Annotated in this window: 22 protein-coding genes and 1 tRNA gene; 13 read left to right on the top strand and 10 right to left on the bottom strand. The window is 61.0% G+C overall.

Annotation, left to right across the window (positions count from 1 at the left end; genetic code table 11):
• Nucleotides 1–70: 70 nt before the first annotated feature.
• The 4 genes from ASE39_RS19740 to ASE39_RS19755 all read left to right on the top strand — a co-directional run bounded on the left by ASE39_RS19740 (nucleotide 71) and on the right by ASE39_RS19755 (nucleotide 3,831).
• The gene (locus ASE39_RS19740) at nucleotides 71–778 is read left to right on the top strand and encodes a DUF3053 family protein (RefSeq protein ID WP_057272251.1); all 708 of its coding nucleotides are present in this window, start codon (nucleotides 71–73) and stop codon (nucleotides 776–778) included.
• Between the two features lie 74 nt (nucleotides 779–852).
• Nucleotides 853–1,176 (top strand): Grx4 family monothiol glutaredoxin, encoded by a 324-nt coding sequence (gene grxD, locus ASE39_RS19745; RefSeq protein WP_010461991.1) that lies wholly within the window; start codon nucleotides 853–855, stop codon nucleotides 1,174–1,176.
• Between the two features lie 178 nt (nucleotides 1,177–1,354).
• Nucleotides 1,355–2,362: an AAA family ATPase gene (locus ASE39_RS19750; RefSeq protein WP_057272252.1), complete on the top strand. Its 1,008-nt coding sequence runs from the start codon at nucleotides 1,355–1,357 to the stop codon at nucleotides 2,360–2,362.
• A gap of 119 nt (nucleotides 2,363–2,481) precedes the next feature.
• On the top strand, nucleotides 2,482–3,831 hold the full coding sequence (locus tag ASE39_RS19755) for a hemolysin family protein (protein ID WP_057272253.1): 1,350 nt from the start codon (nucleotides 2,482–2,484) through the stop codon (nucleotides 3,829–3,831).
• A gap of 127 nt (nucleotides 3,832–3,958) precedes the next feature.
• Here the strand turns inward: ASE39_RS19755 and ASE39_RS19760 are convergent, their stop codons facing one another.
• Nucleotides 3,959–4,651 carry a lytic transglycosylase domain-containing protein gene (locus tag ASE39_RS19760; RefSeq protein WP_057272254.1) on the bottom strand — a complete coding sequence of 231 codons (693 nt, stop codon included), beginning with the start codon at nucleotides 4,649–4,651 and terminating at the stop codon, nucleotides 3,959–3,961.
• The gene (locus tag ASE39_RS19765; protein ID WP_057272255.1) at nucleotides 4,648–6,390 is read right to left on the bottom strand and encodes a proline--tRNA ligase; all 1,743 of its coding nucleotides are present in this window, start codon (nucleotides 6,388–6,390) and stop codon (nucleotides 4,648–4,650) included. Before ASE39_RS19765 ends, ASE39_RS19760 begins: the two co-directional genes overlap by 4 nt.
• Nucleotides 6,391–6,482: 92 nt before the next feature.
• Between ASE39_RS19765 and ASE39_RS19770 the strand changes: the two genes are divergently transcribed.
• Nucleotides 6,483–7,151: an RNA pyrophosphohydrolase gene (locus tag ASE39_RS19770; RefSeq protein ID WP_057228863.1), complete on the top strand. Its 669-nt coding sequence runs from the start codon at nucleotides 6,483–6,485 to the stop codon at nucleotides 7,149–7,151.
• A gap of 118 nt (nucleotides 7,152–7,269) precedes the next feature.
• On the opposite strand, the gene proB is transcribed toward ASE39_RS19770, so the two are convergent.
• From proB to rplU, 4 genes are all read right to left on the bottom strand, one after another.
• The gene (gene proB / locus ASE39_RS19775; RefSeq protein ID WP_057272256.1) at nucleotides 7,270–8,409 is read right to left on the bottom strand and encodes a glutamate 5-kinase; all 1,140 of its coding nucleotides are present in this window, start codon (nucleotides 8,407–8,409) and stop codon (nucleotides 7,270–7,272) included.
• Nucleotides 8,410–8,500: 91 nt separating this feature from the next.
• A complete protein-coding gene (cgtA, locus tag ASE39_RS19780) occupies nucleotides 8,501–9,571 on the bottom strand; it encodes an Obg family GTPase CgtA (RefSeq protein ID WP_057272257.1) in 1,071 nt (356 codons plus the stop codon).
• 174 nt (nucleotides 9,572–9,745) lie between these two features.
• Nucleotides 9,746–10,003: a 50S ribosomal protein L27 gene (gene rpmA, locus ASE39_RS19785; protein ID WP_008905145.1), complete on the bottom strand. Its 258-nt coding sequence runs from the start codon at nucleotides 10,001–10,003 to the stop codon at nucleotides 9,746–9,748.
• A gap of 16 nt (nucleotides 10,004–10,019) precedes the next feature.
• Nucleotides 10,020–10,331, bottom strand: coding sequence for a 50S ribosomal protein L21 (rplU, locus tag ASE39_RS19790; protein ID WP_010462012.1), 312 nt, complete (start codon nucleotides 10,329–10,331; stop codon nucleotides 10,020–10,022).
• Nucleotides 10,332–10,556: 225 nt separating this feature from the next.
• Between rplU and ASE39_RS19795 the strand changes: the two genes are divergently transcribed.
• From ASE39_RS19795 to ASE39_RS19830, 8 genes are all read left to right on the top strand, one after another.
• Nucleotides 10,557–11,486 carry a polyprenyl synthetase family protein gene (locus ASE39_RS19795; protein WP_057272331.1) on the top strand — a complete coding sequence of 310 codons (930 nt, stop codon included), beginning with the start codon at nucleotides 10,557–10,559 and terminating at the stop codon, nucleotides 11,484–11,486.
• A gap of 43 nt (nucleotides 11,487–11,529) precedes the next feature.
• A tRNA-Pro gene (locus tag ASE39_RS19800) sits at nucleotides 11,530–11,606 on the top strand.
• 132 nt (nucleotides 11,607–11,738) lie between these two features.
• Nucleotides 11,739–13,478 (top strand): type IV-A pilus assembly ATPase PilB, encoded by a 1,740-nt coding sequence (pilB, locus tag ASE39_RS19805; protein ID WP_057272258.1) that lies wholly within the window; start codon nucleotides 11,739–11,741, stop codon nucleotides 13,476–13,478.
• Nucleotides 13,479–13,496: 18 nt separating this feature from the next.
• Nucleotides 13,497–14,714: a type II secretion system F family protein gene (locus tag ASE39_RS19810; RefSeq protein ID WP_057272259.1), complete on the top strand. Its 1,218-nt coding sequence runs from the start codon at nucleotides 13,497–13,499 to the stop codon at nucleotides 14,712–14,714.
• Nucleotides 14,714–15,595, top strand: a complete 882-nt coding sequence (locus ASE39_RS19815) for an A24 family peptidase (protein WP_057272260.1) — start codon at nucleotides 14,714–14,716, stop codon at nucleotides 15,593–15,595. The genes ASE39_RS19810 and ASE39_RS19815 overlap by 1 nt, the downstream gene beginning before the upstream one ends.
• A 3-nt stretch (nucleotides 15,596–15,598) precedes the next feature.
• Complete coding sequence (coaE, locus tag ASE39_RS19820; protein WP_057272261.1) at nucleotides 15,599–16,219, top strand: dephospho-CoA kinase; 621 nt, start codon at nucleotides 15,599–15,601, stop codon at nucleotides 16,217–16,219.
• An 85-nt stretch (nucleotides 16,220–16,304) separates the two neighbouring features.
• Entirely contained in the window at nucleotides 16,305–17,060 is a 756-nt protein-coding gene (gene zapD / locus ASE39_RS19825) for a cell division protein ZapD (RefSeq protein WP_010462020.1), read from the top strand.
• Between the two features lie 52 nt (nucleotides 17,061–17,112).
• Nucleotides 17,113–17,331 (top strand): DNA gyrase inhibitor YacG, encoded by a 219-nt coding sequence (locus ASE39_RS19830; RefSeq protein WP_010462022.1) that lies wholly within the window; start codon nucleotides 17,113–17,115, stop codon nucleotides 17,329–17,331.
• 95 nt (nucleotides 17,332–17,426) lie between these two features.
• On the opposite strand, the gene ASE39_RS19835 is transcribed toward ASE39_RS19830, so the two are convergent.
• From ASE39_RS19835 to secA, 4 genes are all read right to left on the bottom strand, one after another.
• A complete protein-coding gene (locus tag ASE39_RS19835) occupies nucleotides 17,427–17,894 on the bottom strand; it encodes an NUDIX domain-containing protein (protein WP_050812517.1) in 468 nt (155 codons plus the stop codon).
• Entirely contained in the window at nucleotides 17,887–18,759 is an 873-nt protein-coding gene (locus tag ASE39_RS19840) for an ATP-binding protein (RefSeq protein ID WP_010462026.1), read from the bottom strand. Before ASE39_RS19840 ends, ASE39_RS19835 begins: the two co-directional genes overlap by 8 nt.
• Before the next feature lie 57 nt (nucleotides 18,760–18,816).
• Nucleotides 18,817–20,046 (bottom strand): bifunctional glutamate N-acetyltransferase/amino-acid acetyltransferase ArgJ, encoded by a 1,230-nt coding sequence (argJ, locus tag ASE39_RS19845; RefSeq protein WP_010462027.1) that lies wholly within the window; start codon nucleotides 20,044–20,046, stop codon nucleotides 18,817–18,819.
• Nucleotides 20,047–20,142: 96 nt separating this feature from the next.
• Nucleotides 20,143–22,896: a preprotein translocase subunit SecA gene (gene secA / locus ASE39_RS19850; RefSeq protein ID WP_010462028.1), complete on the bottom strand. Its 2,754-nt coding sequence runs from the start codon at nucleotides 22,894–22,896 to the stop codon at nucleotides 20,143–20,145.
• Nucleotides 22,897–22,930: the final 34 nt, after the last annotated feature.

Genomic DNA, 22,930 nt, shown 5'->3' on the forward strand with positions numbered 1-22,930 from the left:
CTCCAGCCGCCCGCACATTTCTTCCCCGTGGCCTGCGGCCTTGGACTGCCGCCATTTTTTGCGAGACACCATGCTTCACATTGCTTCGCGCCGCACGGCGTTGACCCGCCTGAGCGCGCTTTCCCTGGGCGCCGCCCTGACCCTGAGTGGCTGCGGCTCGGAGCCCGGCGAGCGCAAGGCGTTCATCGAGTTCCTGCAGACCCGTGTGCTCAACACCCCGCGTGCCGCCGTGCCCAAGCTGAACGAGCAGCAGCGCAAGGCGTTCGGCGCGTATGCAGCGCACTACGACATCATTACGGGCTTCAACCAGGAAATGACCGATGCGCCCCTGACCCGCATGATGGCCGCCATGCAGAACATGCGCTCGCTGCCTCAGCTGCTGGCCAAGCGCACCCAGGTGGGCGAACTGCTGGCCCACGTGCCCCAGGCCCAGCAGGACGTGAAAGCGCGCATCGACCGTGCCACGGCCGCCAAGAACGCTTTGAGCCAACCCGCTGACCTGAAGGCGGTCTACGACGCCGCCTTCGACAAACTGGTGACCCAGCTCGGCGGGATGATGCTGCAGTTGCTACCGCCCATGCAAGGCATGCTCGCAGCCGCCATGGACCTCGCGACCTACGTGGAGCAAAACCCCAAGGAGGTGCAGATCGTGGGTTCCAGCGTCCAGGCGACCACCAAGGCCAGCCTGGACAAGGTCAGTGTCCTGCTCAAGAAGCTGGAGAGCGAAGCGGCTTCGGTGGCCAAGATGGAAACCGCACTGCGAAAGTTGACAGGCTGATATGCACACGCCAGCCCACTTGAAACAGGGATAATGCAGCCCCATCTGCGCACAAAACCCCTACGGAAGTCCCCATGAGCGATACCCAACAACGCATCGACGCCCTCGTGAAATCCAGCGAGATCCTGCTGTTCATGAAGGGCAACGCCAGTTTCCCCATGTGCGGCTTTTCGGGCCGCGCCATCCAGATCCTGAAGGCCTGCGGCGTGGACCCCAAGAGCGTGGTCACCGTGAACGTGCTGGAAGACGAAGAAATCCGCCAGGGCATCAAGGAATACAGCAACTGGCCCACGATTCCCCAGCTCTACGTGAAGGGCGAGTTCATTGGCGGCTCGGACATCATGATGGAGATGTACGAGTCGGGCGAACTCAAGCAGGTGCTGGGCACCGAGGCCTGATCTCTCCCGGAGACATCCCTCAAAAAAAGGCCGCCATCGGGCGGCCTTTTTGCTTTTGGGCATTTGATTTTTGGGTGTTCCTGCAACAGGGGCACCAATCGGGGGCTTATCCGATATTGCCGCAGGCATGTTGTGTGCTTGAATGATTGCGTGACCTCACATCACAAAGGAGCATGCAATGACCAGCCATAGCCTTGTTCCCCAGCCCCCGGCCCTGCGCCTGCCGGTGGCCCAGATGCGCAACGTGTTCCACCCCGGCGATGTCGAGCGCAAGCTCGCACGGCTGCAGGAGTCCGGCAACCAGCGCGAATACGAAACCCTGCGCACCGTCTACGAACGCATGCTGGAGCGTGGCCCGGAGCGCTTTCAGGTCAAGCCCTCGGGCATCCCCGACATGGCCAGCCTGTACGAGCAGTTGCCCAACTTCACCGAGGTGTTGGACGACGTGAAGCGCCATGTGGCACTGGCACAAGACAGCAGCGACGGCCTGGAGGTCACGCCCATGCTGCTGCTGGGCCCGCCCGGCATCGGCAAGACCCACTTTGCGCGCCACCTGGCCGAGCTGCTGGGCACGGGCATGAACCTCTTGCCCATGAGCTCCATGACCGCAGGCTGGCTGCTGTCGGGCTCGTCCGCGCAGTGGAAGGGCGCCCGCCCCGGCAAGGTGTTCGAAGCGCTGGTGGAGGGCGAATACGCCAATCCTGTCATCGTGGTGGACGAAATTGACAAGGCCAGCACCGACGCCCAGTACGACCCGCTGGGCGCGCTGTACAGCCTGCTCGAACACGACACGGCGCAAAGCTTCACCGACGAATTTGCCGAGGTAGCCATCGATGCCAGCCAGGTGATCTGGATCACCACGGCCAATGACACACGCGGCATCCCCGACCCCATCCTGAACCGCATGAACGTCTTCGAGGTAGAGGCCCCCACGCTGGAGCAGGCGCGCACCATCGCCCGTATCTTGTACCAGGGCATCCGCTCGGGGCACGACTGGGGCCGCCTGCTGGACCCCGAGCCACTCGATGATGTGCTGGACCACCTCGCACAGATGCCCCCGCGCGAAATGCGGCGTGCACTGATGACGGGCTTTGGCAATGCGCGGCTGGACCGCCGGTCCACCGTGGAGATCACCGACCTGCCCAAGGCGACGTCAGGGCGCGGCCGCATCGGCTTCATGCAGTAGCCGCTGCAAGGTGCGTTGAGGGCCGCTGCGCATGCGCGGCCCCGGTATCCGGGCGCGGGGCGCCCAGATACACTCGAAGGGCCGGTGAGCCACGGCCTGTGCTCTGTCGTCACCTTCCCATGACCCTGTCCCAAAGCCTCTTCGTCATCGGGCTGCTGATTGCAGCCAGCGCCTTCTTTTCCATGGCCGAGATATCGCTCGCCGCAGCGCGCCGCCTGCGCCTGCGGCAGATGGCCGACGAAGGGGATGCCCGGGCGGACCAGGTGCTGCGCATGCAGGAGCAGCCAGGCGACTACTTCACGGTGGTGCAGGTGGGGCAGAATGCCGTCGCCATCCTGGGCGGTATCGTGGGCGAAGGTGCCCTGAGCCCGCACTTCAGCGCACTGTTCGGCCTGTGGCTGTCCGAGTCGAGTGCGCAGAAGGTGGGCTTTCTCGCCTCGTTCCTGGTCATCACCTCCCTGTTCATCCTGTTTGCGGACCTGTTCCCCAAGCGCCTGGGCATGGCCGAGCCCGAGCGGCTGGTGGTGCGGCTGGCACAGCCCATGGCCTGGTGCATGGCCTTGCTGCGCCCCGTGGTGTGGTTCTACAGCCGGGGGGCGGATGCGCTGTTCCGGGTGTTGGGCATGTCGTCGCTGCGGGACGACCGCATCACCTCGGACGACATCCTGGCGATGATGGAAGCAGGTGCGCGTGCCGGAGTGCTGGCCGCCCGCGAGCAGCAGGTCATCACCAACGTGTTTGAGCTCGACACGCGCATGGTGTCCAGCGCCATGTCGCCACGCGACCGCATTGCCTTCTTTCTGCGCGACGAGCCGGACTCCGTCATCCGCCTGCGCATCGCCGCCGAGCCGTTTTCAACCTACCCCGTGTGCGAGCGCGACATCGACCACGTGGTGGGCTACGTGGACGCAAAAGACCTGTTCCAGCGGGTGCTGAACAACCAGCCGATCTCGCTGGCCGACGACAGCCTGGTGCGCAAGGTGCTCATCGTGCCGGACCGGCTGACCCTCTCAGAGGTGCTGGAGCAGTTCCGCCAAGTGCACGAAGACTTTGCCGTGATCGTGAACGAGTACAGCCTGGTGGTGGGGGTGGTGACGCTGAACGACGTGATGAGCACCGTGATGGGCGACCTGGTGGGCCCGGCAGACGAAGAGCAGATCGTGCGGCGCGATGAAAACTCGTGGCTCATTGACGGCGTGACGCCGGTGGAGGACGTGCTGCACGCACTGTCGCTGGACGAACTGCCCCACGCCGAGGAATACGAAACCCTGGCGGGCTTCCTGATGGTGATGCTGCGCCGCGTGCCACGGCGCACCGACAGCGTGAGCTGGGGCGGCTACAAGTTCGAGGTGCTGGACGTGGACAGCTACCGCATCGACCAGGTGATGGTGTCCCGCCTCGGAGCCCCCCAATCAGAGGGCTCCACCCCGGTCATCCAGATAGACAGCACCACGCCCGCTTCGAAATAGGCCTGCCTGCGAATTGGCCCCGCAGGCCCAGCGGAAGCTGATTGCCTCTGTTACCCGCTGAATACAAGCCAAATTGCCCCCTGGCGCTTGATAGATAAGCGCTAACAGCTATATAAATAGTAGCAATTCAAGCGGCAGGCAGTTGTGGTTTTTCGCCAAACAGCCAGTTGCGCTGTGCGCCAAACACGGCGTCCGGATAGGGCGAACGGCCCCGGCTGCCGTTGTAGCGACCCAGCGCCATGAACAGGTCGCCCCGCTCCCGGTCGATGTAGTGCCGCAAGATCACGCAGCCAAAGCGCAGATTGGTCTGCATCTGGAACAGCTTGCCGGCATCCCCATCTCCGATCACCCGTGTCCAGAACGGCATGACCTGCATGTAGCCGCGCGCACCCACGCTGGAGACCGCGTATTTTCGGAATGCGCTCTCCACCTGGATCAGGCCCAGCACCAGGGACACATCGAGCCCGGCGCGCTTGGACTCGTACCACGCGGTTTGCAGGAAATCGCGGCGGACCTCCCACTCGGGCTTGCGGCGGCGCAGGCGGTCGCTCATCGCGGCCAGCCAGCGCACATAGTGAATGCGGGCCTCGGTGGTAAAAAAATGCGGCTCCGGCGGGGCCTGGTTGGCAATGGCCGAACTCAGTGCGGTGCGCACGGAATCCATCAAGGGTTCCTCCAGTTGCCCGCCCGCATGCGCGAGCAAAGGCGCCGCCAGCCACGCCGCTGGCACCGACAGGGCAGCCAGGCATGCGCGCCGGGACACGCCGCCCCCGTCGTCGAGGGGCGTACCTGCCGCAGAAACCAGCCGCGCCCCGTTCATACCGCCATGCGGCCCTTCACGTGGGCCAGGATGTCTGCCGTAGCCACCTTGGTGGCCGCTGAATCACGGCGGTGCTGGTACTCGACCACGCCGTCTTTGAGGCTCTTGTCGCCAATGGTCACGCGGTGCGGCACACCGATCAGCTCCCAATCGGCAAACATGGCACCGGGGCGCTCGCCCCGGTCGTCCAGGATCACGTCCACGCCCGCTGCCAGCAGGTCAACGTAGAGCTGCTCGGCCGTGGCCTTGACGGCCTCGCTGCGGTCCATGCCCACAGGGCAGACCACCACGGTGAATGGGGCAATGGCGTCGGGCCAGATGATGCCGCGCTCGTCGTGGTTTTGCTCGATGGCCGCAGCGGGCAGGCGCGTGACGCCAATGCCGTAGCAGCCCATTTCGAAAAATGCGGGCCGGCCATCGTCGCCGAGGAAGGTCGCGTTCATGTCCTTGCTGTACTTGGTGCCCAGGTAGAACACGTGGCCCACTTCGATGCCACGCTCGATCGCCAGTTCGCCCTTGCCGTCGGGCGAGCGGTCGCCCGCCACCACGTTGCGCAGGTCTGCCACCGCATCGGGCTCGGGCAGATCGCGACCCCAGTTGACGCCCGTGATGTGGAAATCGACCTCATTGGCCCCGCAGACCCAGTCGGCCATCAAGGCCACCTCGCGGTCCACCACGATCTTCAAAGGCTTTTTCAAACCGATCGGCCCCAGATAACCCGGCTTGCAGCCAAAGTGCTCCTCGATTTCGCCCAGCGTGGCAAAACGGAAACCCGCCAGGCCCGGCACCTTGGCCACCTTGATCTCGTTCATATCGTGGTCGCCACGCAGCAGCAGCAGCCACACCTGGGTCTTGACGATCTCGCCCGCCTCGTTGGTTTCGTCCGTTGCGAGTACCAGCGACTTCACGGTGGTCGCGAGCGGCACGCTGAGCAGCTCTGCGACGTCGGCACAGGTGCTCTTGCCCGGTGTGGCTGTCTTGGTCAGCGCCTGCGTGGCAGCGCCGCGTGGACCGGCGGGGGCCAGGGCTTCGGCCTTTTCCATGTTGGCGGCGTAATCGCTCTCTGGGCAATAGACGATGGCGTCCTCGCCCGTAGCGGCGATCACCTGGAACTCTTCGGAAAGGTCACCACCGATGGCACCGCTGTCGGCCGCCACGGCGCGGTAGGTCAGGCCAAAGCGGTCAAAAATGCGGCGATAGGCTTGCGCCATGACCTGGTAGCTGGCCTTGGCCGCCGCCTGGTCGCGGTCAAAGCTGTAGGCGTCCTTCATGACGAATTCGCGGCCACGCATCAGGCCAAAACGCGGACGGCGCTCGTCGCGGAATTTGGTCTGGATCTGGTAGAAATTCTTGGGTAGCTGCTTGTAGCTCTTGAGCTCCTGGCGTGCGATGTCAGTGATCACTTCTTCGCTGGTGGGCTGCACCACGAAGTCACGGCCGTGGCGGTCCTGGATGCGCAGCAACTCAGGGCCCATCTTGTCGAAACGGCCCGTCTCCTGCCACAGCTCAGCGGGTTGCACCACGGGCATGGTCAGCTCCACGGCACCTGCACGGTTCATTTCCTCGCGCACGATGGCCTCTACCTTGCGGATCACCCGCAGCCCCATGGGCATGTAGTTATAGATGCCAGCGCCCAGCTTCTTGATCAGCCCCGCCCGCGTCATGAGTTTGTGACTGACCACTTCGGCATCCGCCGGAGCTTCCTTGAGGGTGGAAATAAAGAATTGGGAGGCTTTCATCGGAATCGATTGCAGGCAGAACGGGGCCGTCCACTTGCTGCGCGCTAGGCGCCGTGCATAATGGACACAGTTTAAAAATTTGGGGTTTGATTATGCTTGACCGGGACGGCTTTCGGCCGAACGTCGGCATCATCCTGCTCAACCAGAAAAACCAGGTGTTCTGGGGCAAACGCATACGCACCCACAGCTGGCAGTTTCCGCAGGGTGGCATTGACCGGGGCGAAACCCCCGAGCAGGCCATGTTCCGGGAATTGCATGAGGAAGTGGGCTTATTGCCCAACCACGTACGCGTGGTGGCCCGCACCCGGGACTGGTTGCGCTATGAGGTGCCTGACCGGTACATCCGCCGCGATGCACGCGGACACTACAAGGGCCAGAAACAAATCTGGTATCTGCTTCAACTGGTGGGCCACGACTGGGACCTGAACCTTCGTGCCACCAACCACCCGGAATTTGACGCGTGGCGCTGGAACGACTACTGGGTTCCGCTGGACGTGGTGGTCGAGTTCAAACGTGGCGTGTATGAAATGGCGCTGACGGAGCTGGCCCGCTTCCTGCCTCGGCACGAACAGCGCAACCGCTATCTGCGCAGTGGCATGCGCACGCGCGAGGGTGAACACGCGGGCACCATGTTCCGGACGGGGTCCATGCTGATCAATCCGGGCATGGAGCTTCCCCCAGGGGCCAGTTTCGATCCCGACCCGCAGAACAGTGTGCCTGGGGAGCTGGATGGCCTGCCCACGGTCACTACGCCGCGTTAAGCCAGTTAGCCAGTTAGCCAGTTAGCCAGTGAAGTTCTTCAGTTAACTTCGAAGCTCCATGAAAAACGCCTGCAAATAGCAGGCGTTTTGCTGTGCAGAGGCTGTTCGTGCTTCGCGCTCAGCTTGTGGTCAGCACCATGTTGTCGCGATGCACCATCTCGGGCTCTGCCACGTAACCGAGCAACTTCTCAAATTCAGTCGAAGGCTTGCGACACAACATCCGGGCCTCCGCCGCTGCATAGTTGGCCAGGCCACGGGCAATTTCCGTACCGGATGCATCTCGCACTGCAATCACTTCCCCGCGGGAAAAGTCGCCCTCGACCGCTGTCATTCCGATGGGGAGCAGGCTCTTGCCTTCATCACGCACCTTGGCGGCAGCCCCGGCGTCCACCACCACCGAACCCCGCAGCTGTAGGTGGTCGGCCATCCACTGTTTGCGGGCCTGCTTCTTCTGCGTCTGGGCCACGAGCAAAGTGCCCAGCGCCTCGCCACGCACAAGGCGGACCAGTACTTCGGGTTCACGCCCCCAGGCAATCACGGTGGACGCACCCGAGCCAGCAGCCCGCTTGGCTGCCAGGATCTTGGTGATCATGCCGCCCTTGCCGATGCTGGAACCCGCGCCGCCGGCCATGGCCTCCAGTGCCGGGTCGCCCGCCTTGGCTTCGTGGACAAACTGCGCCGATGCATCACGGCGCGGATCGGCCGTGTACAGCCCCTTCTGGTCGGTCAGGATGATCAGCGCATCGGCCTCCACCAGATTGGCCACCAGGGCACCCAGCGTATCGTTGTCGCCGAACTTGATTTCGTCGTTGACGACGGTGTCGTTCTCATTGATCACCGGCACCACGCCCAGGCGCAGCAGCGTGAGCAGTGTCGAACGGGCGTTCAGGTAGCGCTCGCGGTCAGCCAGGTCCGCATGGGTGAGCAACACCTGCGCGCTGCCCATGCCCTGCTCGCGCAGCTTGGTTTCGTACATCTGCGCCAGCCCCATCTGCCCGACGGCCGCGGCGGCCTGCAACTCGTGGACTTCGTGCGGCCGCGTGGTCCAGCCCAGGCGCTTCATGCCTTCGGCAATGGCACCGCTGGACACCATCACAACCTCGCGCGGCGCGCCGCCGTCGCCACGCACCAGGGCAGCCAGCTGGCGGCTCCATTCACCAATGGCGGTTTCGTCCAGGCCACGCCCCTCATTGGTCACAAGACTGGAACCCACCTTGACCACGATGCGGCGGGCATCTCGCAATACGCTGGAAACCATTGTGTAGTGTTTTTGGCCACTAGCGCTTGTTTATCAAGCGTCAATAGCTATTAAAAATATAGCGATCAAATCCAAATAGCCCTGCGACGAATCAGGCAGGAGCATCACCGGCAAAACGTGGATCAATTTCCACCGGCTCGTTCTCCACCCGCTGCTCAGACTGCACGTGGCGGAAGATGGCATGGATCAGCGGCTCGCAGCCTTCGCGCGTGAGGGCAGAAATCTCGAAGACGGGCCCTTTCCACTTGAAGCGCTTGACGAAGTCCTTCACCCGCGCTTCCCGCTGATCGGTGGGCACCATGTCCAGCTTGTTCAGGACCAGCCAACGCGGCTTGTTGTACAGCTGCTGGTCATATTTTTTGAGCTCGTTCACGATGGCCTTGGCCTGGGCCACGGGGTCCACCGCGTCATCGAAGGGCGCCAGATCGATAATGTGCAGCAGCAGGCGGGTGCGCTGCAGGTGGCGCAAGAATTGGTGTCCGAGACCCGCGCCCTCCGAAGCACCTTCGATCAGCCCCGGAATATCAGCCACCACAAAACTCTGCTCGGGACCCACGCGCACGACACCCAGGTTGGGATGCAACGTGGTGAACGGGTAGTCCGCAATCTTGGGGCGGGCGTTGGACACCGCCGTGATGAAGGTCGATTTTCCTGCATTGGGCATACCCAGCAGGCCCACGTCGGCCAGCACCTTCAGCTCCAGCTTCAGGTTCTTCTTCTCGCCAGGCCAGCCCGGCGTCTTCTGGCGCGGGGCACGGTTGATGGCGCTCTTGAAGCGCATGTTGCCAAAACCGCCATCCCCACCCTTAGCGATGGTGATGACTTCGCCCGGGTTGAGCAATTCGTACAGCACTTCGCCGGTTTCGGCGTCGGTGATGATGGTGCCCACGGGCATCTTGAGGGTGATGTCGGTGCCGGCGGCACCGAACATGTCCGATCCCATGCCATGCTCGCCACGCTTGGCTTCATGCCGTCGCGAATAGCGAAAATCCACCAGGGTGTTCAGATTAGGATCAGCCACCGCAAACACATGCCCGCCGCGCCCACCGTCCCCCCCGTTGGGACCGCCGAACTCCTTGTACTTTTCATGCCGGAAAGACACGCAGCCATTGCCACCATCGCCTGCGGCAATGTCAATAAAGGCTTCATCGACGAACTTCATGGAATATCCAGTTTACAAAAGGGCGCAGCACCCACGTCAGACTGCCAAATTCAGTTGGGACTGCTGAACGCCTTAAAGGCGCTGTCTGCACGCACGTGGCCGCGCCACATCGTACAGACCAAACAACAAAGCCCCGGCAACGCGGGGCTTCGATGGCTACCAGAGGGGTGAACCTCAGGCAGGAGTCACATTGACCGTGGACTTGGACAACGCACCCTTGGTACCGAACGACACATGACCGTCCACCAGGGCGAACAAGGTGTGATCCTTGCCCACACCGACATTGTTGCCGGGATGGAAACGCGTGCCACGTTGACGCACGATGATCGAGCCAGCGCTGATCAGTTCACCACCGAACGCCTTGACACCAAGCATCTTTGGCTTGGAATCGCGCCCGTTTCGCGTAGAGCCGCCGCCTTTTTTCTGTGCCATGACTCAGCTCCTTCGATTAAGCAGCAATCGCACCGATTTGCAGCTCAGTGAACTGCTGGCGATGGCCTTGGCGTTTTTGATAGTGCTTGCGACGGCGCATCTTGAAGATGTGCACTTTGTCGTGCTTGCCGTGGGCCACGACAGTGGCTTTCACGGTTGCGCCGGACACCAGGGGCGTACCGATCTTGAGTTCAGCGCCGTTGCCGACTGCCAAAACCTGATCGATCACAATTTCCTGGCCTACGTCCGCAGCAATCTGTTCTACTTTAATTTTTTCGCCGGAAGCAACGCGATACTGCTTGCCGCCGGTTTTTATGACCGCGTACATGTTGACCTCTTGATATGAGTTCTGCAGACGAATTTCCGCAGAGCCAAAGAGTATAACGCATAGCTCGTCAAAGCGCCAATCCCTTCGCGCCCGCTGCGCGACACCCTTGCACGTCGTCGCAGAGCACCTTCGGGGGTTCCTATAATCCGGGCTCTTTCTGTGACCACCATCTTGACTGACCACACCGCCCCCGCAGCATCTCCCATCCTGCTCGTTGCACAAGACATGCACGAGGTCGACAAGGTCATTGGTCAGCGCCTGACATCCAGCGTTCCCCTGGTGGCCCAGATATCGCAGTACATCATTGCTGCGGGCGGCAAACGCCTGCGCCCCGCCCTGCTGCTGATGGTGTGTGGCGCCTTGGGCTATCGAGGGGCACATCGGCACAGCCTTGCGGCCGTCGTGGAGCTGATCCACACCGCCACGCTGCTGCACGACGATGTCGTTGACGCATCCACCCTGCGCCGGGGCCGCCCTACCGCCAACGAGACTTTTGGCAACCCTGCCAGTGTGCTTGTCGGTGATTTTTTGCACACCCGCTCCTTCCAGATGATGGTCGAGGCAGGCAGCATGCGGATCATGGAAATACTCTCGGAGGCCACCAACGTGATCGCAGAGGGGGAGGTTCTGCAGCTGATGAACATGCACGACGCCTCGCTCGACGAGGCGGGCTACCTGCGCGTCATTCGCTCCAAGACTGCCAAACTTTTTGAAGCGAGTGCGCGCCTTGGTGCGGTACTCGCCGAAAGCCCCCCCGAGGTTGAAGAAGCATGTGCAATCTACGGGCAAGCACTAGGCACAGCTTTCCAGATCATTGACGACGTCCTTGACTACGACGGAGACGCGACAGAGATGGGGAAAAACCTGGGCGACGATCTGCGCGAAGGCAAATCCACCCTCCCCCTGATTGCGGCCATGGAACGCGGCACGGCGAGCCAGGCGCGCGTGGTGCGCGAAGCCATTGAACAAGGCTCCACCGATCAATTGGCGGACATCGTCCAGATCGTTCGCGAGACCGGCGCCCTGGAAGTCACCCGGGCAGCCGCGTCCGCGGAAGCCCGCCGGGCCATGGCTGCTGCAGAGCAATTACCGGCGAATGAATATTCAGCAGGTTTGCTAAAATTGGCAGCACAGTTGCTCATACGACGCAACTGAAACACTCATTGCATCGACTCTTGAGTGCAATCTAGTGGGCACGCGGGGTGTAGCTTAGCCTGGTAGAGCGCTACGTTCGGGACGTAGAGGCCGGAGGTTCGAATCCTCTCACCCCGACCATAAATACAAGCGCATTTCTAACAATAGCACTGCTTCTGTGGTGCTGTTGCCAATATCGGTCACTGTACAGCCTGCAGATGATCGGTGATGATAGGATGGTTTCTTTTCCACACCTAACACATTACCGGTTACATGGCCGCTGTCGATACTGTCCCCAAAGAAGCCTCCGCAGTGGCCCTTCCCGGATTGGGCAGGGCCCTGATGTCTGCTGGCAAGCTGACCCAAAAGGCAGCAGAGGACATTTACAAAAAATCACAACTTAGCCGAACCAGCTTTATTGCCGAGTTGACTGGCTCCGGCGCGGTGTCTGCCGCCGACTTGGCCCACACCGTATCGGCCGTTTTTGGCGCACCCCTGCTGGATTTGGAAGCGATTGATCCGCTGCGGCTCCCCAAAGAACTCCTGGACAGCAAGATATGCCAAGCATATCGGGTTGTTGTTCTGAGCAAGCGCAATAATCGCCTAATTGTCGCTACAGCAGATCCTACCGACCAGGAAGCAGCAGAGAAAATAAAATTTACCACCCAAATGGGGGTGGATTGGATTATCGCTGAGTACGACAAGCTCAGCCGATTGGTAGAGGCAACGACCAAATCGGCCAGCGAGTCCTTGGAAACACTGACGAGTGGTGGTGGTGATTTTGAATTTGACGATGCCCCCATCGAGGAGGCACCAGACAATAATGACGCCGGCGCCGGTGATGTAGAAGACGCTCCCATCGTCAAGTTCTTGCACAAGATGCTGCTGGACGCGTTCAACATGCGTGCATCGGATCTGCATTTTGAACCTTACGAGCACCAGTACCGTGTGAGATTCCGGATTGATGGAGAACTCCGCGAAATCGCATCTCCTCCGATCGCCATTAAGGACAAGCTGGCCTCTCGTATCAAGGTTATTTCTCGGCTGGATATTTCTGAAAAACGGGTTCCGCAAGACGGGCGCATGAAATTGAAGGTGGGTCCGGACAGAGTGATTGATTTTCGGGTCAGCACCCTCCCCACACTGTTTGGCGAAAAGATCGTTATCCGTATTCTGGACCCCAGCAGTGCGAAGCTGGGGATCGACGCATTAGGCTATGAACCTCAGGAAAAGGAACGGTTGCTCGAAGCCATTGGGCGCCCCTATGGAATGATCTTGGTCACCGGGCCCACAGGCTCTGGCAAGACCGTGTCTTTGTATACGTGTCTGAATCTTTTGAATAAACCCGGAGTCAACATCGCCACGGCCGAAGATCCGTCGGAAATTAATCTCCCGGGAGTCAACCAGGTCAATGTTAACGAGAAGGCTGGCATGACCTTTGCCGTGGCTCTCAAATCCTTCCTGCGGCAAGATCCCGATATCATCATGGTCGGTGAAATTCGCGACCTGGAAACTGCTGATATTTCCATTAAAGCAGCACAGACGGGCCATTTGGTGCTGTCGACACTTCACACCAATGATGCTCCCACCACCTTGACACGCATGCGCAATATGGGGATTGCCCCTTTTAATATTGCCTCCAGCGTCATTCTCATTACGGCGCAGCGCCTTGCCCGCCGGTTGTGCCCTGTGTGCAAAACACCGGCCGATATACCGCACGAATCGCTTCTTGAAGCGGGGTACAAGGAAGAGGAAATTGACGGAAGTTGGGTGACTTACCGTCCAATGGGTTGTTCCGCCTGCAATAACGGGTACAAGGGACGGGTTGGAATATACCAGGTCATGCCAATCTCTGAAGACATCCAACGAATCATATTGCGCGACGGCAGCGCGCTGGAAATCGCCGAGCAAGCCAGAGCAGAAGGCGTTCGTTCGCTCCGCGAATCGGGCCTGCACAAGGCGAGGCTGGGTTTCACTTCGCTCGAAGAAGTGCTCGCCGTCACCAACGAATAACAAGCTAGAGGGACCAGCATGGCAACCGCTGCATCACGGAATATCAAGGATTTTGTTTTTGAATGGGAAGGCAAGGATCGCCATGGCAAGGTAGTGCGCGGCGAAGTACGAGCCTCCGGCGAGAACCAGGTGCAAGCCACTCTGCGCCGACAAGGGGTATTCCCTACAAAGATCAAAAAGCGCCGAATGCGCTCGGGCAAAAAAATTAAGCCCAAAGACATCGCTTTGTTCACGCGACAGCTTGCCACCATGATGAAAGCAGGGGTACCTCTCCTGCAGTCGTTTGATATTGTAGGACGAGGCAATACCAACGCAAGTGTTACCAAATTGCTAAATGACATCCGTTCTGATGTTGAAACAGGCACATCGTTAAATGCTGCATTCCGCAAGCATCCCATGTATTTTGACAGCCTCTATTGCAACCTCGTAGAAGCAGGTGAGGCAGCCGGTATTTTAGAAGCCCTCCTTGACCGGCTGGCTACATACATGGAAAAAACGGAAGCCATTAAATCAAAAATTAAATCGGCTTTAATGTATCCCATCTCAGTGATGATTGTGGCCTTTGTGGTCGTCACAGTGATCATGATTTTCGTAATTCCAGCATTCAAGGAGGTTTTCAGTTCGTTTGGTGCGGACTTGCCCGCACCTACTTTGTTTGTGATGGCTATCAGCGAAATTTTCGTAAAATGGTGGTGGTTGATATTTGGTGTGATTGGCGGCGGCTTCTTCTTTTTCATGCAAGCCTGGAAAAGAAATGAAAAAATGCAGATGTTTATGGATCGGGTTCTATTAAAAATTCCGATTTTTGGTGCCCTGATCGAAAAATCCTGTGTTGCACGTTGGACTCGCACTCTATCCACCATGTTCGCCGCCGGAGTACCCCTCGTAGAGGCGCTCGACTCTGTGGGCGGAGCCTCTGGAAATTCCTTGTACTCCATGGCGACCGAAAAGATCCAACAGGAAGTTTCCACAGGTACCAGCCTCACCGCAGCCATGGGCAATGCAAATATTTTCCCCTCCATGGTCCTTCAGATGTGCGCCATTGGGGAAGAATCCGGCTCCATTGACCACATGCTGGGCAAGGCCGCCGATTTCTATGAGGCAGAAGTGGATGAAATGGTGGCGGGCTTATCGAGCCTGATGGAGCCCATCATCATTGTGTTCCTGGGTACGCTGATCGGCGGCATCGTCGTCTCCATGTATCTTCCTATCTTCAAACTTGGTCAAGTTGTGTAATGGAGATGGCGGCTTGGTGGGACGCGAGTCTGGGTGGGGTATTGGGACTTCTGATCGGTAGTTTTCTCAATGTGGTCATTTACCGGCTTCCCAAAATGATGGAACGCCAGTGGGCTGAGGAAGTGCGGGCAACGCAGGTGCTGGACGGGCAAGAAGATGTGCATCCATCTGCCCCTTCTGACCATGAGCGGTTCAACCTTATGGTTCCCCGCTCCCGCTGCCCGTCGTGCGGGCACCTAGTGCAGTGGTACGAGAACATCCCCGTCCTGAGCTACCTTTTTCTGCGCGGCCGCTGTTCGGCGTGCAAGACACGGATATCGGTGCGCTACCCGTTGGTCGAGATGGCGACCGGGGCCCTGTTCTTCCTTTGTATTCAGCGTTGGGGCATGACGCCTACGGGTTTTGTCTGGTGCGGCTTCTCGGCAGCGCTGATTGCCTTGGCATTCATTGACTGGGATACCACCCTGCTCCCTGACGACATCACCCTTCCCCTGCTTTGGGCCGGACTGCTCGCTTCTGCCCTGCAATGGATTGAGGTGCCCTTGTACGCCTCGGTGCTCGGAGCAGCCGCGGGGTACCTTTCACTCTGGCTGGTTTACTGGGGATTCAAGCTGGCCACGGGGAAGGAAGGCATGGGTTATGGGGACTTCAAGCTGTTTGCGGCGCTGGGGGCCTGGTTTGGCTGGCAAGCACTGGTGCCTATCATCCTGATGTCTTCGGTCATCGGTGCAATCATCGGCATTGCGATGAAAGTCTTCAGCAGCCTGCGTGAAGGCGGCTACATTCCTTTTGGCCCCTTCCTCGTCGGCGCGGGATTTACGGCCATGGTGTTTGGGCCCAATGCCATCCTCGGCGCCGTGCTGAATCTTTTGGGACTGTGAACGATGAACCCGCGCAAGCGCCCCTTGCGCCTTGGCTTGACCGGAGGCATTGGCAGCGGCAAGAGCACGGTGGGCAGCATGCTGACCTCACTGGGTGCCAGCCTGATTGATGCAGACCAGCTGGCCCGGGACGTCACCGGTCCACACGGCGCGGCCATGGATGCAATCCGGGAGACTTTCGGGGCTGACTTTGTGGATGCCACCGGGGCACTGGACCGTGCACGCATGCGCGTTCTGGCCTTCAGCCACCCCGAGGCTCGGGCCCGGCTCGAAGGCATCGTGCACCCCCTGGTCACCCTCCACAGCAACACCCTGGCCCAGCAGGCCATGGACCACGGCCATGCCTTGATCGTGTTTGACATCCCGCTGCTGGCGGAATCCAGCCGATGGACCCGCAGGCTGGATGCGGTCGTGGTGGTGGATTGTTCTGCGGAAACCCAGATTGAGCGTGTCATGCAGCGCAACGGCCTCATGCGGGAGGTGGTGCAGGGCATCATAGCCTCGCAGGCCAGCCGCGCGGCACGGCGGGCGGTGGCGGACGCCGTGATTGCCAATGACAAGGATTGCTCGATGGAGGACCTGCACGCGCAGACGCGGCAGGTGGCTGCGCTGTTCGGGCTATGATGCGAGCGAAACCGTTTGTGCTTTCACTCCATGCCGTGCGCCACCGGCGTCAGAATACTCCCTGAGCCCCCAGGAACCCGCCAGCGTGATCCTTTACGAATATCCCTTTAACGAGCGTCTCAGAACCTATCTGCGGCTTGAGCAGTTGTTTCGCCGGTTGGGAGAGTTGATTCCCCGCTCCCACGCGCTCGACCACCACTTTGCGCTGGTCACGATCTTCGAGATCATGGATGTGGCCGCACGGGCCGACCTCAAGTCAGATGTGCTCAAGGACATCGAGAAACACAAACATCAACTCGACAGCTATCGTGGCAACCCCTCGATTTCTGAGGCGGCACTGGACGCCGTCATCGCCCAGCTGGACCGCTGCTTCACGGCGCTCAACACCCAGTCGGGCAAGTCGGGCCACTCGCTCACGGAAAACGACTGGCTGATGAGCATTCGCAGCCGGGTGGGCATTCCAGGCGGCACCTGCGGGTTTGATCTACCGGCTTACTATGCGTGGCAACACCACGCACCGGATGTCCGCCAGCAGGCCCTCGAAGAGTGGGCATCGACTCTCGCACCGATGGCTGAATCCATCTATGTGCTGCTCAAGCTGCTGCGCGACTCGGGTGTGCCGCAAAAGGTGGCCGCCGAGCGCGGCCAGTTCCAGCAGAACCTGCCGCAGGGCCGCACGTTTCAGTTGCTGCGCCTGCGCATTGACCCGGCCCTCAACCTGATTCCCGAGATCAGCGGCAACCGCCTGATTGTCTCGGTGCGGCTCATGCGGCTGGAGGGTGACGGCCGACTGCATGCCTGCAATGAAGACGCGGCCTTCGAGCTGACCCTGTGCGCATAAGCTGCGGCGGGTAGGTAGACGGCAGGCAAAAACATTGAGAATGACGACGAGCATGGCCCACTCCACGCACACCAAACCACCCGCACGCACCGTCACCTGCCCCAGTTGTGGCGGTGACAGCGTCTACAGCCCCACCAACGTGTACCGCCCGTTCTGCAGCGAGCGTTGCAAGCAGATTGACCTCGGCGCCTGGGCCAGCGAGGATTTCCGCATGCCTGCCGAGGCCCCGCCCGCCGACGAACCGTATGGCGATCCTCGCCTGCAGCACTGATCCTGGCGGACGGCGCTACGGGATTTCAAGAAAAATTGCACCCTAGCGCTTACTAATCAAGCGCGAATAGCTATTAATTTAATAGCAAACTACATTCACTCTGGCGAATACTCCAGGCCACGCTCCTCAGCGAGCCACTGCAGCACCGGGTAGGCACCAGGCAGCACTGGCGACACTGTCAGCGGCATCTGCTGCCACTCCATGGCCTGCCCTTCGCGCATTTCAAACTCACCCGACCACTCCCAGACCTTGCACCAGTGCAGGCGCACCAGGGCATGCGGGTAGTCGTGCTCCGTGATTTTCCAGACGCTCGCAGCGCCGATGGTCACCCCCAGCTCTTCAACCAGCTCGCGGCGCAGCGCCTGCTCCACGGTCTCGCCCGCTTCGAGCTTGCCGCCCGGAAACTCCCAGTACCCGGCATAGGGTTTGCCGGGTGGGCGTGTGGAAAGCAGCATGGCGCCATCGGCCCGCAGCAGGATACCCACAGCCACTTCGGTGTGCTTGCGCTCCGCGGCTGCAGCGGTTGAAGCTGGCGTCGCGGAGATGGTCGCGGAATCAACCATCGTGGCGCCCCGCATAGTCACGTGCAAACTGGTAGGCCACACGGCCACTGCGCGAGCCACGCTCCAGTGCCCAGACCAGCGCCTCGGCCCGGGCCGCTGCAATCGCAGCTTGGGACACCCCAAAGGAGGCCAGCCACTGGGCGACGATGGTCAGGTACTCCTCCTGGCTGAAGGGGTAGAAGCTCACCCACAGGCCAAACCGCTCCGACAGTGAAATTTTTTCTTCCACCACTTCGCCGGGGTGCACTTCGCCATCTTCGGTATGGGTGTAGGTGAGGTTTTCGGCCATGTATTCCGGCAACAGGTGGCGCCGGTTGCTGGTGGCGTAGATCAGCACATTCGGCGTGGCGGCGGCCACCGACCCATCCAGGATCGACTTGAGCGCCTTGTAGCCGGGCTCGCCATCTTCAAAGCTCAAGTCATCGCAGAAGACGATGAATTTCTCAGGCCGGTCGGCCACCACATCCACGATGTCGGGCAGATCCACAAGGTCCGCCTTGTCCACTTCGATCAGGCGCAGGCCCTGCCCCGCGTACGCATTGAGGCAGGCTTTGATGAGCGACGACTTGCCGGTGCCGCGCGCCCCCGTCAGCAGCACGTTGTTCGCGGGCTTGCCCTGCACAAACTGCTCGGTGTTGCGCTGGATCTTTTCCTTTTGCCCGCCGATCTCCTTGAGATCGGCCAGTTGCATCGCAGCCACATGGCGCACGGGCTCCAGGGAGCCATGGCCGCTGCTGCGCTTGCGGTAGCGCCAGGCAATGGACGAGGACCAGTCCGGCGCTCCGAGGGGTTGGGGCAGCACAGACTCGATGCGGGCGATCAATTGCTCGGCCCGCTCGATCAGATGTTCGAATTTTTGATTCATTTTGGGGCCTGGCGCTTATTCATCATGCGCCAATAGCTATCAAAATAAGAGCGTCGTTCACGAACGGTAGTCCGCGTTGATGGTGACGTATTCGTGGCTGAAATCGCAGGTCCACACCGTGTCGGACGCATCGCCCCGGCCCAGCAGCACGCGCACCGTGATCTCGCTTTGCTTCATCACGCGCTGACCGTCCTCCTCGCGGTAGGCAGGGTTGCGGCCGCCCTGGATGGCCACATGCACGTCGTCCAGGTACAGGTCGATGCCCGTCTGGTCGAGGTCGTCGATGCCTGCGTAACCCACCGCCGCCAGGATACGGCCCAGGTTCGGGTCGCTGGCATAGAACGCGGTCTTGACCAGCGGCGAGTGGGCAATGGCGTAGGCCACCTTGCGGCACTCTTCACCGGTCTTGCCACCTTCTACCTGAACGGTGATGAACTTGGTCGCGCCCTCACCGTCGCGCACGATGGCCTGGGCGAGCTTTTGCGATACCGCCAGCATGGCGGCCTTGAGGGCCTGGCCCTCGGCACTGTTCAGCGAGGTGATGGGGGCATGCGCGGCCTTGTTGGTGGCCACCACCACAAACGAGTCGTTGGTGGAGGTGTCGCCATCGATGGTGACACGGTTGAACGAACCATCGGCCAGCTCGCGGGCCAGCTGCTGCATCACTCCAGGGGCCACGCAGGCATCCGTCGCCATAAAGCCCAGCATGGTGGCCATGTTGGGCCGGATCATGCCCGCGCCTTTGCTGATGCCGGTGATGGACACGGTGGCACCACCAATCTGCGCCTGTGCCGAGAAAGCCTTGGGCAGGGTGTCGGTGGTCATGATGCCCTCGGCGGCGCGTGCCCAATGGCCCGTCTGCGCGTCGGCAATGGCAGCGGGCAGGCCCGCCTCGATGCGGTCGTTGGGCAACGGCTCCATGATCACGCCGGTGGAAAAAGGCAGGATCTGCTCGGGTGCCACGCTGAGCTGGCGCGCGAGGGCAACGCAGGTGGCGCGCGCACGCACCAGGCCATCCGCACCCGTGCCCGCGTTCGCGTTGCCAGTGTTGATCAGCATGGCGCGAATGGGCTGCCCACTGGCAAGGTGGTCGCGGCTGATCTGCACCGGCGCCGCGCAAAAGCGGTTCTGCGTGAACACACCCGCCACGCTGGCGCCCTCGTCCAGCAGGAACACGGTAAGGTCCTTGCGGTTGGCTTTGCGGACACCGGCTTCGGCAACACCGATGCGGACGCCAGCTATCGGGTGCAGATCGGCGGCAACGGGGGCGACTAGATTGACGGGCATGGAGGTCCTTCTCAAAAAACTGCGGCCGATTATCCGGAAAACCGTGGCACGCCAATGAAAACACGGGCCGAAGCCCGTGTTGTGTGGATCAGGAAATCAGGCGAGTTTGCCGTGGCACTGCTTGTACTTCATGCCGCTGCCACAAGGGCAGGGATCGTTGCGGCCCACGCGCACGCCCTCTGGCAGCGCCAGACTCTGTGTCTGAGCGTCCACCGTGGTTTCGACCTCCCCGGTTTCCGTGGGCGCTGTGTAGGTCACGTTGGCAATGCTTTCGCCGCGGTTTTCCATCTCTTGCGCTGCCTGGTCCAGCTGCTCCTGCGACTGCACCTGCACGGTCATGAGGATCTTGGTCACTTCGTTCTTGACCTGGTCGATCAACTGGCGGAACAGCTCGAAGGCCTCGCGCTTGTATTCCTGCTTGGGCTGCTTTTGCGCATAGCCGCGCAGGTGGATTCCCTGGCGCAGGTAATCCAGCGCAGAGAGGTGGTCACGCCAGTTGGAGTCGAAGCTCTGCAACAGCACCATGCGTTCAAACTGCGTGAAATTCTCCCGCCCGACCTGCTCCACTTTGGAGTCAAAGGAGGCATGGGCCGCGGCCAGCACCTTCTCCAGGATCTCGTCGTCGGTGATGGCACTGGCGCCCTGCACCACCTGCTGCAAAGCAATCGATACCTGCCACTCCTCGGCCAGCACCTTCTCCAGAGCGGGAAGATCCCACTGTTCTTCCACCGACTCGGCGGGCACATACTGGCGCACCAGATCGGTCATGCAATCTTCGCGCATGGCGGCGATCACGTCCGACAGGTCGGCTGCATCCAGAATGTCGTTGCGCTGCTGGTAGATCACCTTGCGCTGGTCGTTGGACACATCGTCGTACTCCAGCAACTGCTTGCGGATGTCGAAGTTGCGGGCCTCCACCTTGCGCTGCGCCGACTCGATGCTGCGCGTCACAATGCCGGCTTCGATGGCCTCGCCATCGGGCATCTTCAGGCGGTCCATGATCGCCTTGACGCGGTCGCCCGCGAAGATGCGCATCAGCGAATCGTCCAGGCTCAGGTAAAAACGTGAGGAACCGGGGTCGCCCTGGCGGCCCGAGCGGCCGCGCAGCTGATTGTCGATGCGGCGCGACTCATGGCGTTCGGTCGCAATGATGCGCAGGCCACCGAGCTCCTTGACCTTCTCGTGGTCGATCTTCCACTGCTCGCGCAACGCAGCCACCTTGTCGGCGCGTTCGGCTTCTGACAGGGCTTCATCGGCTTCGATGGCCGCCACATCTTTTTCAATGTTGCCGCCCAACACAATGTCGGTCCCACGACCGGCCATGTTGGTGGCAATGGTGATCATGCCGGCACGACCGGCCTGGGCCACGATGTCCGCCTCGCGGGCATGCTGCTTGGCGTTGAGCACCTGGTGCGGCAGGCCTTCCTTGTTCAGGAGCTGGTCGATGATTTCAGAATTCTCGATCGACGTCGTGCCCACCAGCACGGGCTGGCCGCGCTCATGGCATTCACGGATGTCCTTGATGGCCGCTTCGTACTTCTCGCGCGTGGTCTTGTAGACGCGGTCAAGCTGGTCGTCCCGGCGGCTGGGGCGATTGGGCGGTATCACCGTGGTTTCCAGGCCGTAGATTTCCTGGAACTCGTAGGCTTCCGTATCGGCCGTACCGGTCATGCCGGCGAGTTTGTTGTACAGGCGGAAGTAGTTCTGGAACGTGATCGATGCCAGCGTCTGGTTCTCGGCCTGGATGTTCACGCCTTCCTTGGCTTCCACGGCCTGGTGCAGGCCTTCGCTCCAGCGGCGGCCCGACATCAGGCGGCCGGTGAACTCGTCCACGATCACGATTTCGCCGTTTTGCACCACGTAGTGCTGGTCGCGGTGGTAGAGGTGGTTGGCACGCAGCGCGGCATACAGGTGGTGCATCAGCGTGATGTTGGCCGGGTCGTACACCGAGGCGCCCTCGGCGATCAGTCCCTGGCTGGCCAGGATGCGCTCGGCACTCTCATGGCCCTGTTCGGTCAGGAACACCTGGTGCGTCTTCTCATCCAGCGTGAAGTCACCCGGCTTGGTCACACCCTCACCCGTGCGGGGGTCGGCTTCGCCTTCCTGGCGCACCAGCAGCGGCACGACCTTGTTCATGGCGATATACATCGCCGTGTGGTCTTCGGCCTGACCACTGATGATCAGCGGCGTGCGGGCCTCGTCGATCAGGATCGAGTCCACCTCATCGACGATGGCGAAGTTCAAGCCCTGCTGCACGCGGTCCCGCGCTTCGTAGACCATGTTGTCGCGCAGGTAGTCGAAGCCGTATTCGTTGTTGGTGCCGTAGGTGATGTCGGCACGGTAGGCTTCCTGCTTTTGCTCGCGCGGCATGTTGGGCAGGTTGATACCCACCGTGAGGCCCAGGAAGTTGTACAGGCGCCCCATCCACTGCGCATCGCGGTTGGCGAGGTAGTCGTTGACGGTCACAACATGCACGCCCTTGCCCGACAGGGCATTGAGGTACACGGGCAAGGTGGCGGTGAGGGTCTTGCCCTCACCCGTCCGCATTTCGGAGATCTTGCCAAAGTGCAACGCCATGCCCCCCAGCAGCTGCACATCAAAGTGCCGCATCTTCATGATGCGCTTGGAGCCCTCTCGCACCACGGCAAAGGCTTCGGGCAGGATGTCATCCAGCGATTCGCCCTTGGCCACACGCTCCTTGAACTCCTGCGTTTTGGCCTTGAGCTGCTCGTCCGACAGCTTCTCGTAGTCGGGCTCCATCGCATTGATGCGGGTCACCGTCTTGCGGTACTGCTTGAGGAGCCGGTCATTGCGGCTGCCGAATAGTTTGGTGAGGAAGTTGGTGGCCATGCGAACAGGACCGCCGGGCCGCTGCAAATCAGCG

This window comes from Acidovorax sp. Root267, from assembly GCF_001429215.1.
Taxonomy (GTDB): Bacteria; Pseudomonadota; Gammaproteobacteria; order Burkholderiales; family Burkholderiaceae_C; genus Acidovorax; species Acidovorax radicis.

Bases quoted from the DNA above. Each gene is read 5' to 3' on its own strand.
- ASE39_RS19760 (WP_057272254.1), bottom strand. From the start codon at position 4,651: ATGAACGGGGCGCGGCTGGTTTCTGCGGCAGGTACGCCCCTCGACGAC.
- ASE39_RS19770 (WP_057228863.1), top strand. From the start codon at position 6,483: ATGCTTGACCGGGACGGCTTTCGGCCGAACGTCGGCATCATCCTGCTC.
- ASE39_RS19795 (WP_057272331.1), top strand. From the start codon at position 10,557: ATGCACGAGGTCGACAAGGTCATTGGTCAGCGCCTGACATCCAGCGTT.
- ASE39_RS19740 (WP_057272251.1), top strand. From the start codon at position 71: ATGCTTCACATTGCTTCGCGCCGCACGGCGTTGACCCGCCTGAGCGCG.
- ASE39_RS19765 (WP_057272255.1), bottom strand. From the start codon at position 6,390: ATGAAAGCCTCCCAATTCTTTATTTCCACCCTCAAGGAAGCTCCGGCG.
- ASE39_RS19755 (WP_057272253.1), top strand. From the start codon at position 2,482: ATGACCCTGTCCCAAAGCCTCTTCGTCATCGGGCTGCTGATTGCAGCC.
- ASE39_RS19810 (WP_057272259.1), top strand. From the start codon at position 13,497: ATGGCAACCGCTGCATCACGGAATATCAAGGATTTTGTTTTTGAATGG.
- coaE (WP_057272261.1), top strand. From the start codon at position 15,599: ATGAACCCGCGCAAGCGCCCCTTGCGCCTTGGCTTGACCGGAGGCATT.
- ASE39_RS19840 (WP_010462026.1), bottom strand. From the start codon at position 18,759: ATGAATCAAAAATTCGAACATCTGATCGAGCGGGCCGAGCAATTGATC.
- grxD (WP_010461991.1), top strand. From the start codon at position 853: ATGAGCGATACCCAACAACGCATCGACGCCCTCGTGAAATCCAGCGAG.
- secA (WP_010462028.1), bottom strand. From the start codon at position 22,896: ATGGCCACCAACTTCCTCACCAAACTATTCGGCAGCCGCAATGACCGG.
- proB (WP_057272256.1), bottom strand. From the start codon at position 8,409: ATGGTTTCCAGCGTATTGCGAGATGCCCGCCGCATCGTGGTCAAGGTG.
- ASE39_RS19815 (WP_057272260.1), top strand. From the start codon at position 14,714: ATGGAGATGGCGGCTTGGTGGGACGCGAGTCTGGGTGGGGTATTGGGA.
- ASE39_RS19830 (WP_010462022.1), top strand. From the start codon at position 17,113: ATGGCCCACTCCACGCACACCAAACCACCCGCACGCACCGTCACCTGC.
- ASE39_RS19835 (WP_050812517.1), bottom strand. From the start codon at position 17,894: ATGGTTGATTCCGCGACCATCTCCGCGACGCCAGCTTCAACCGCTGCA.
- pilB (WP_057272258.1), top strand. From the start codon at position 11,739: ATGGCCGCTGTCGATACTGTCCCCAAAGAAGCCTCCGCAGTGGCCCTT.
- ASE39_RS19750 (WP_057272252.1), top strand. From the start codon at position 1,355: ATGACCAGCCATAGCCTTGTTCCCCAGCCCCCGGCCCTGCGCCTGCCG.
- rplU (WP_010462012.1), bottom strand. From the start codon at position 10,331: ATGTACGCGGTCATAAAAACCGGCGGCAAGCAGTATCGCGTTGCTTCC.
- cgtA (WP_057272257.1), bottom strand. From the start codon at position 9,571: ATGAAGTTCGTCGATGAAGCCTTTATTGACATTGCCGCAGGCGATGGT.
- argJ (WP_010462027.1), bottom strand. From the start codon at position 20,046: ATGCCCGTCAATCTAGTCGCCCCCGTTGCCGCCGATCTGCACCCGATA.
- rpmA (WP_008905145.1), bottom strand. From the start codon at position 10,003: ATGGCACAGAAAAAAGGCGGCGGCTCTACGCGAAACGGGCGCGATTCC.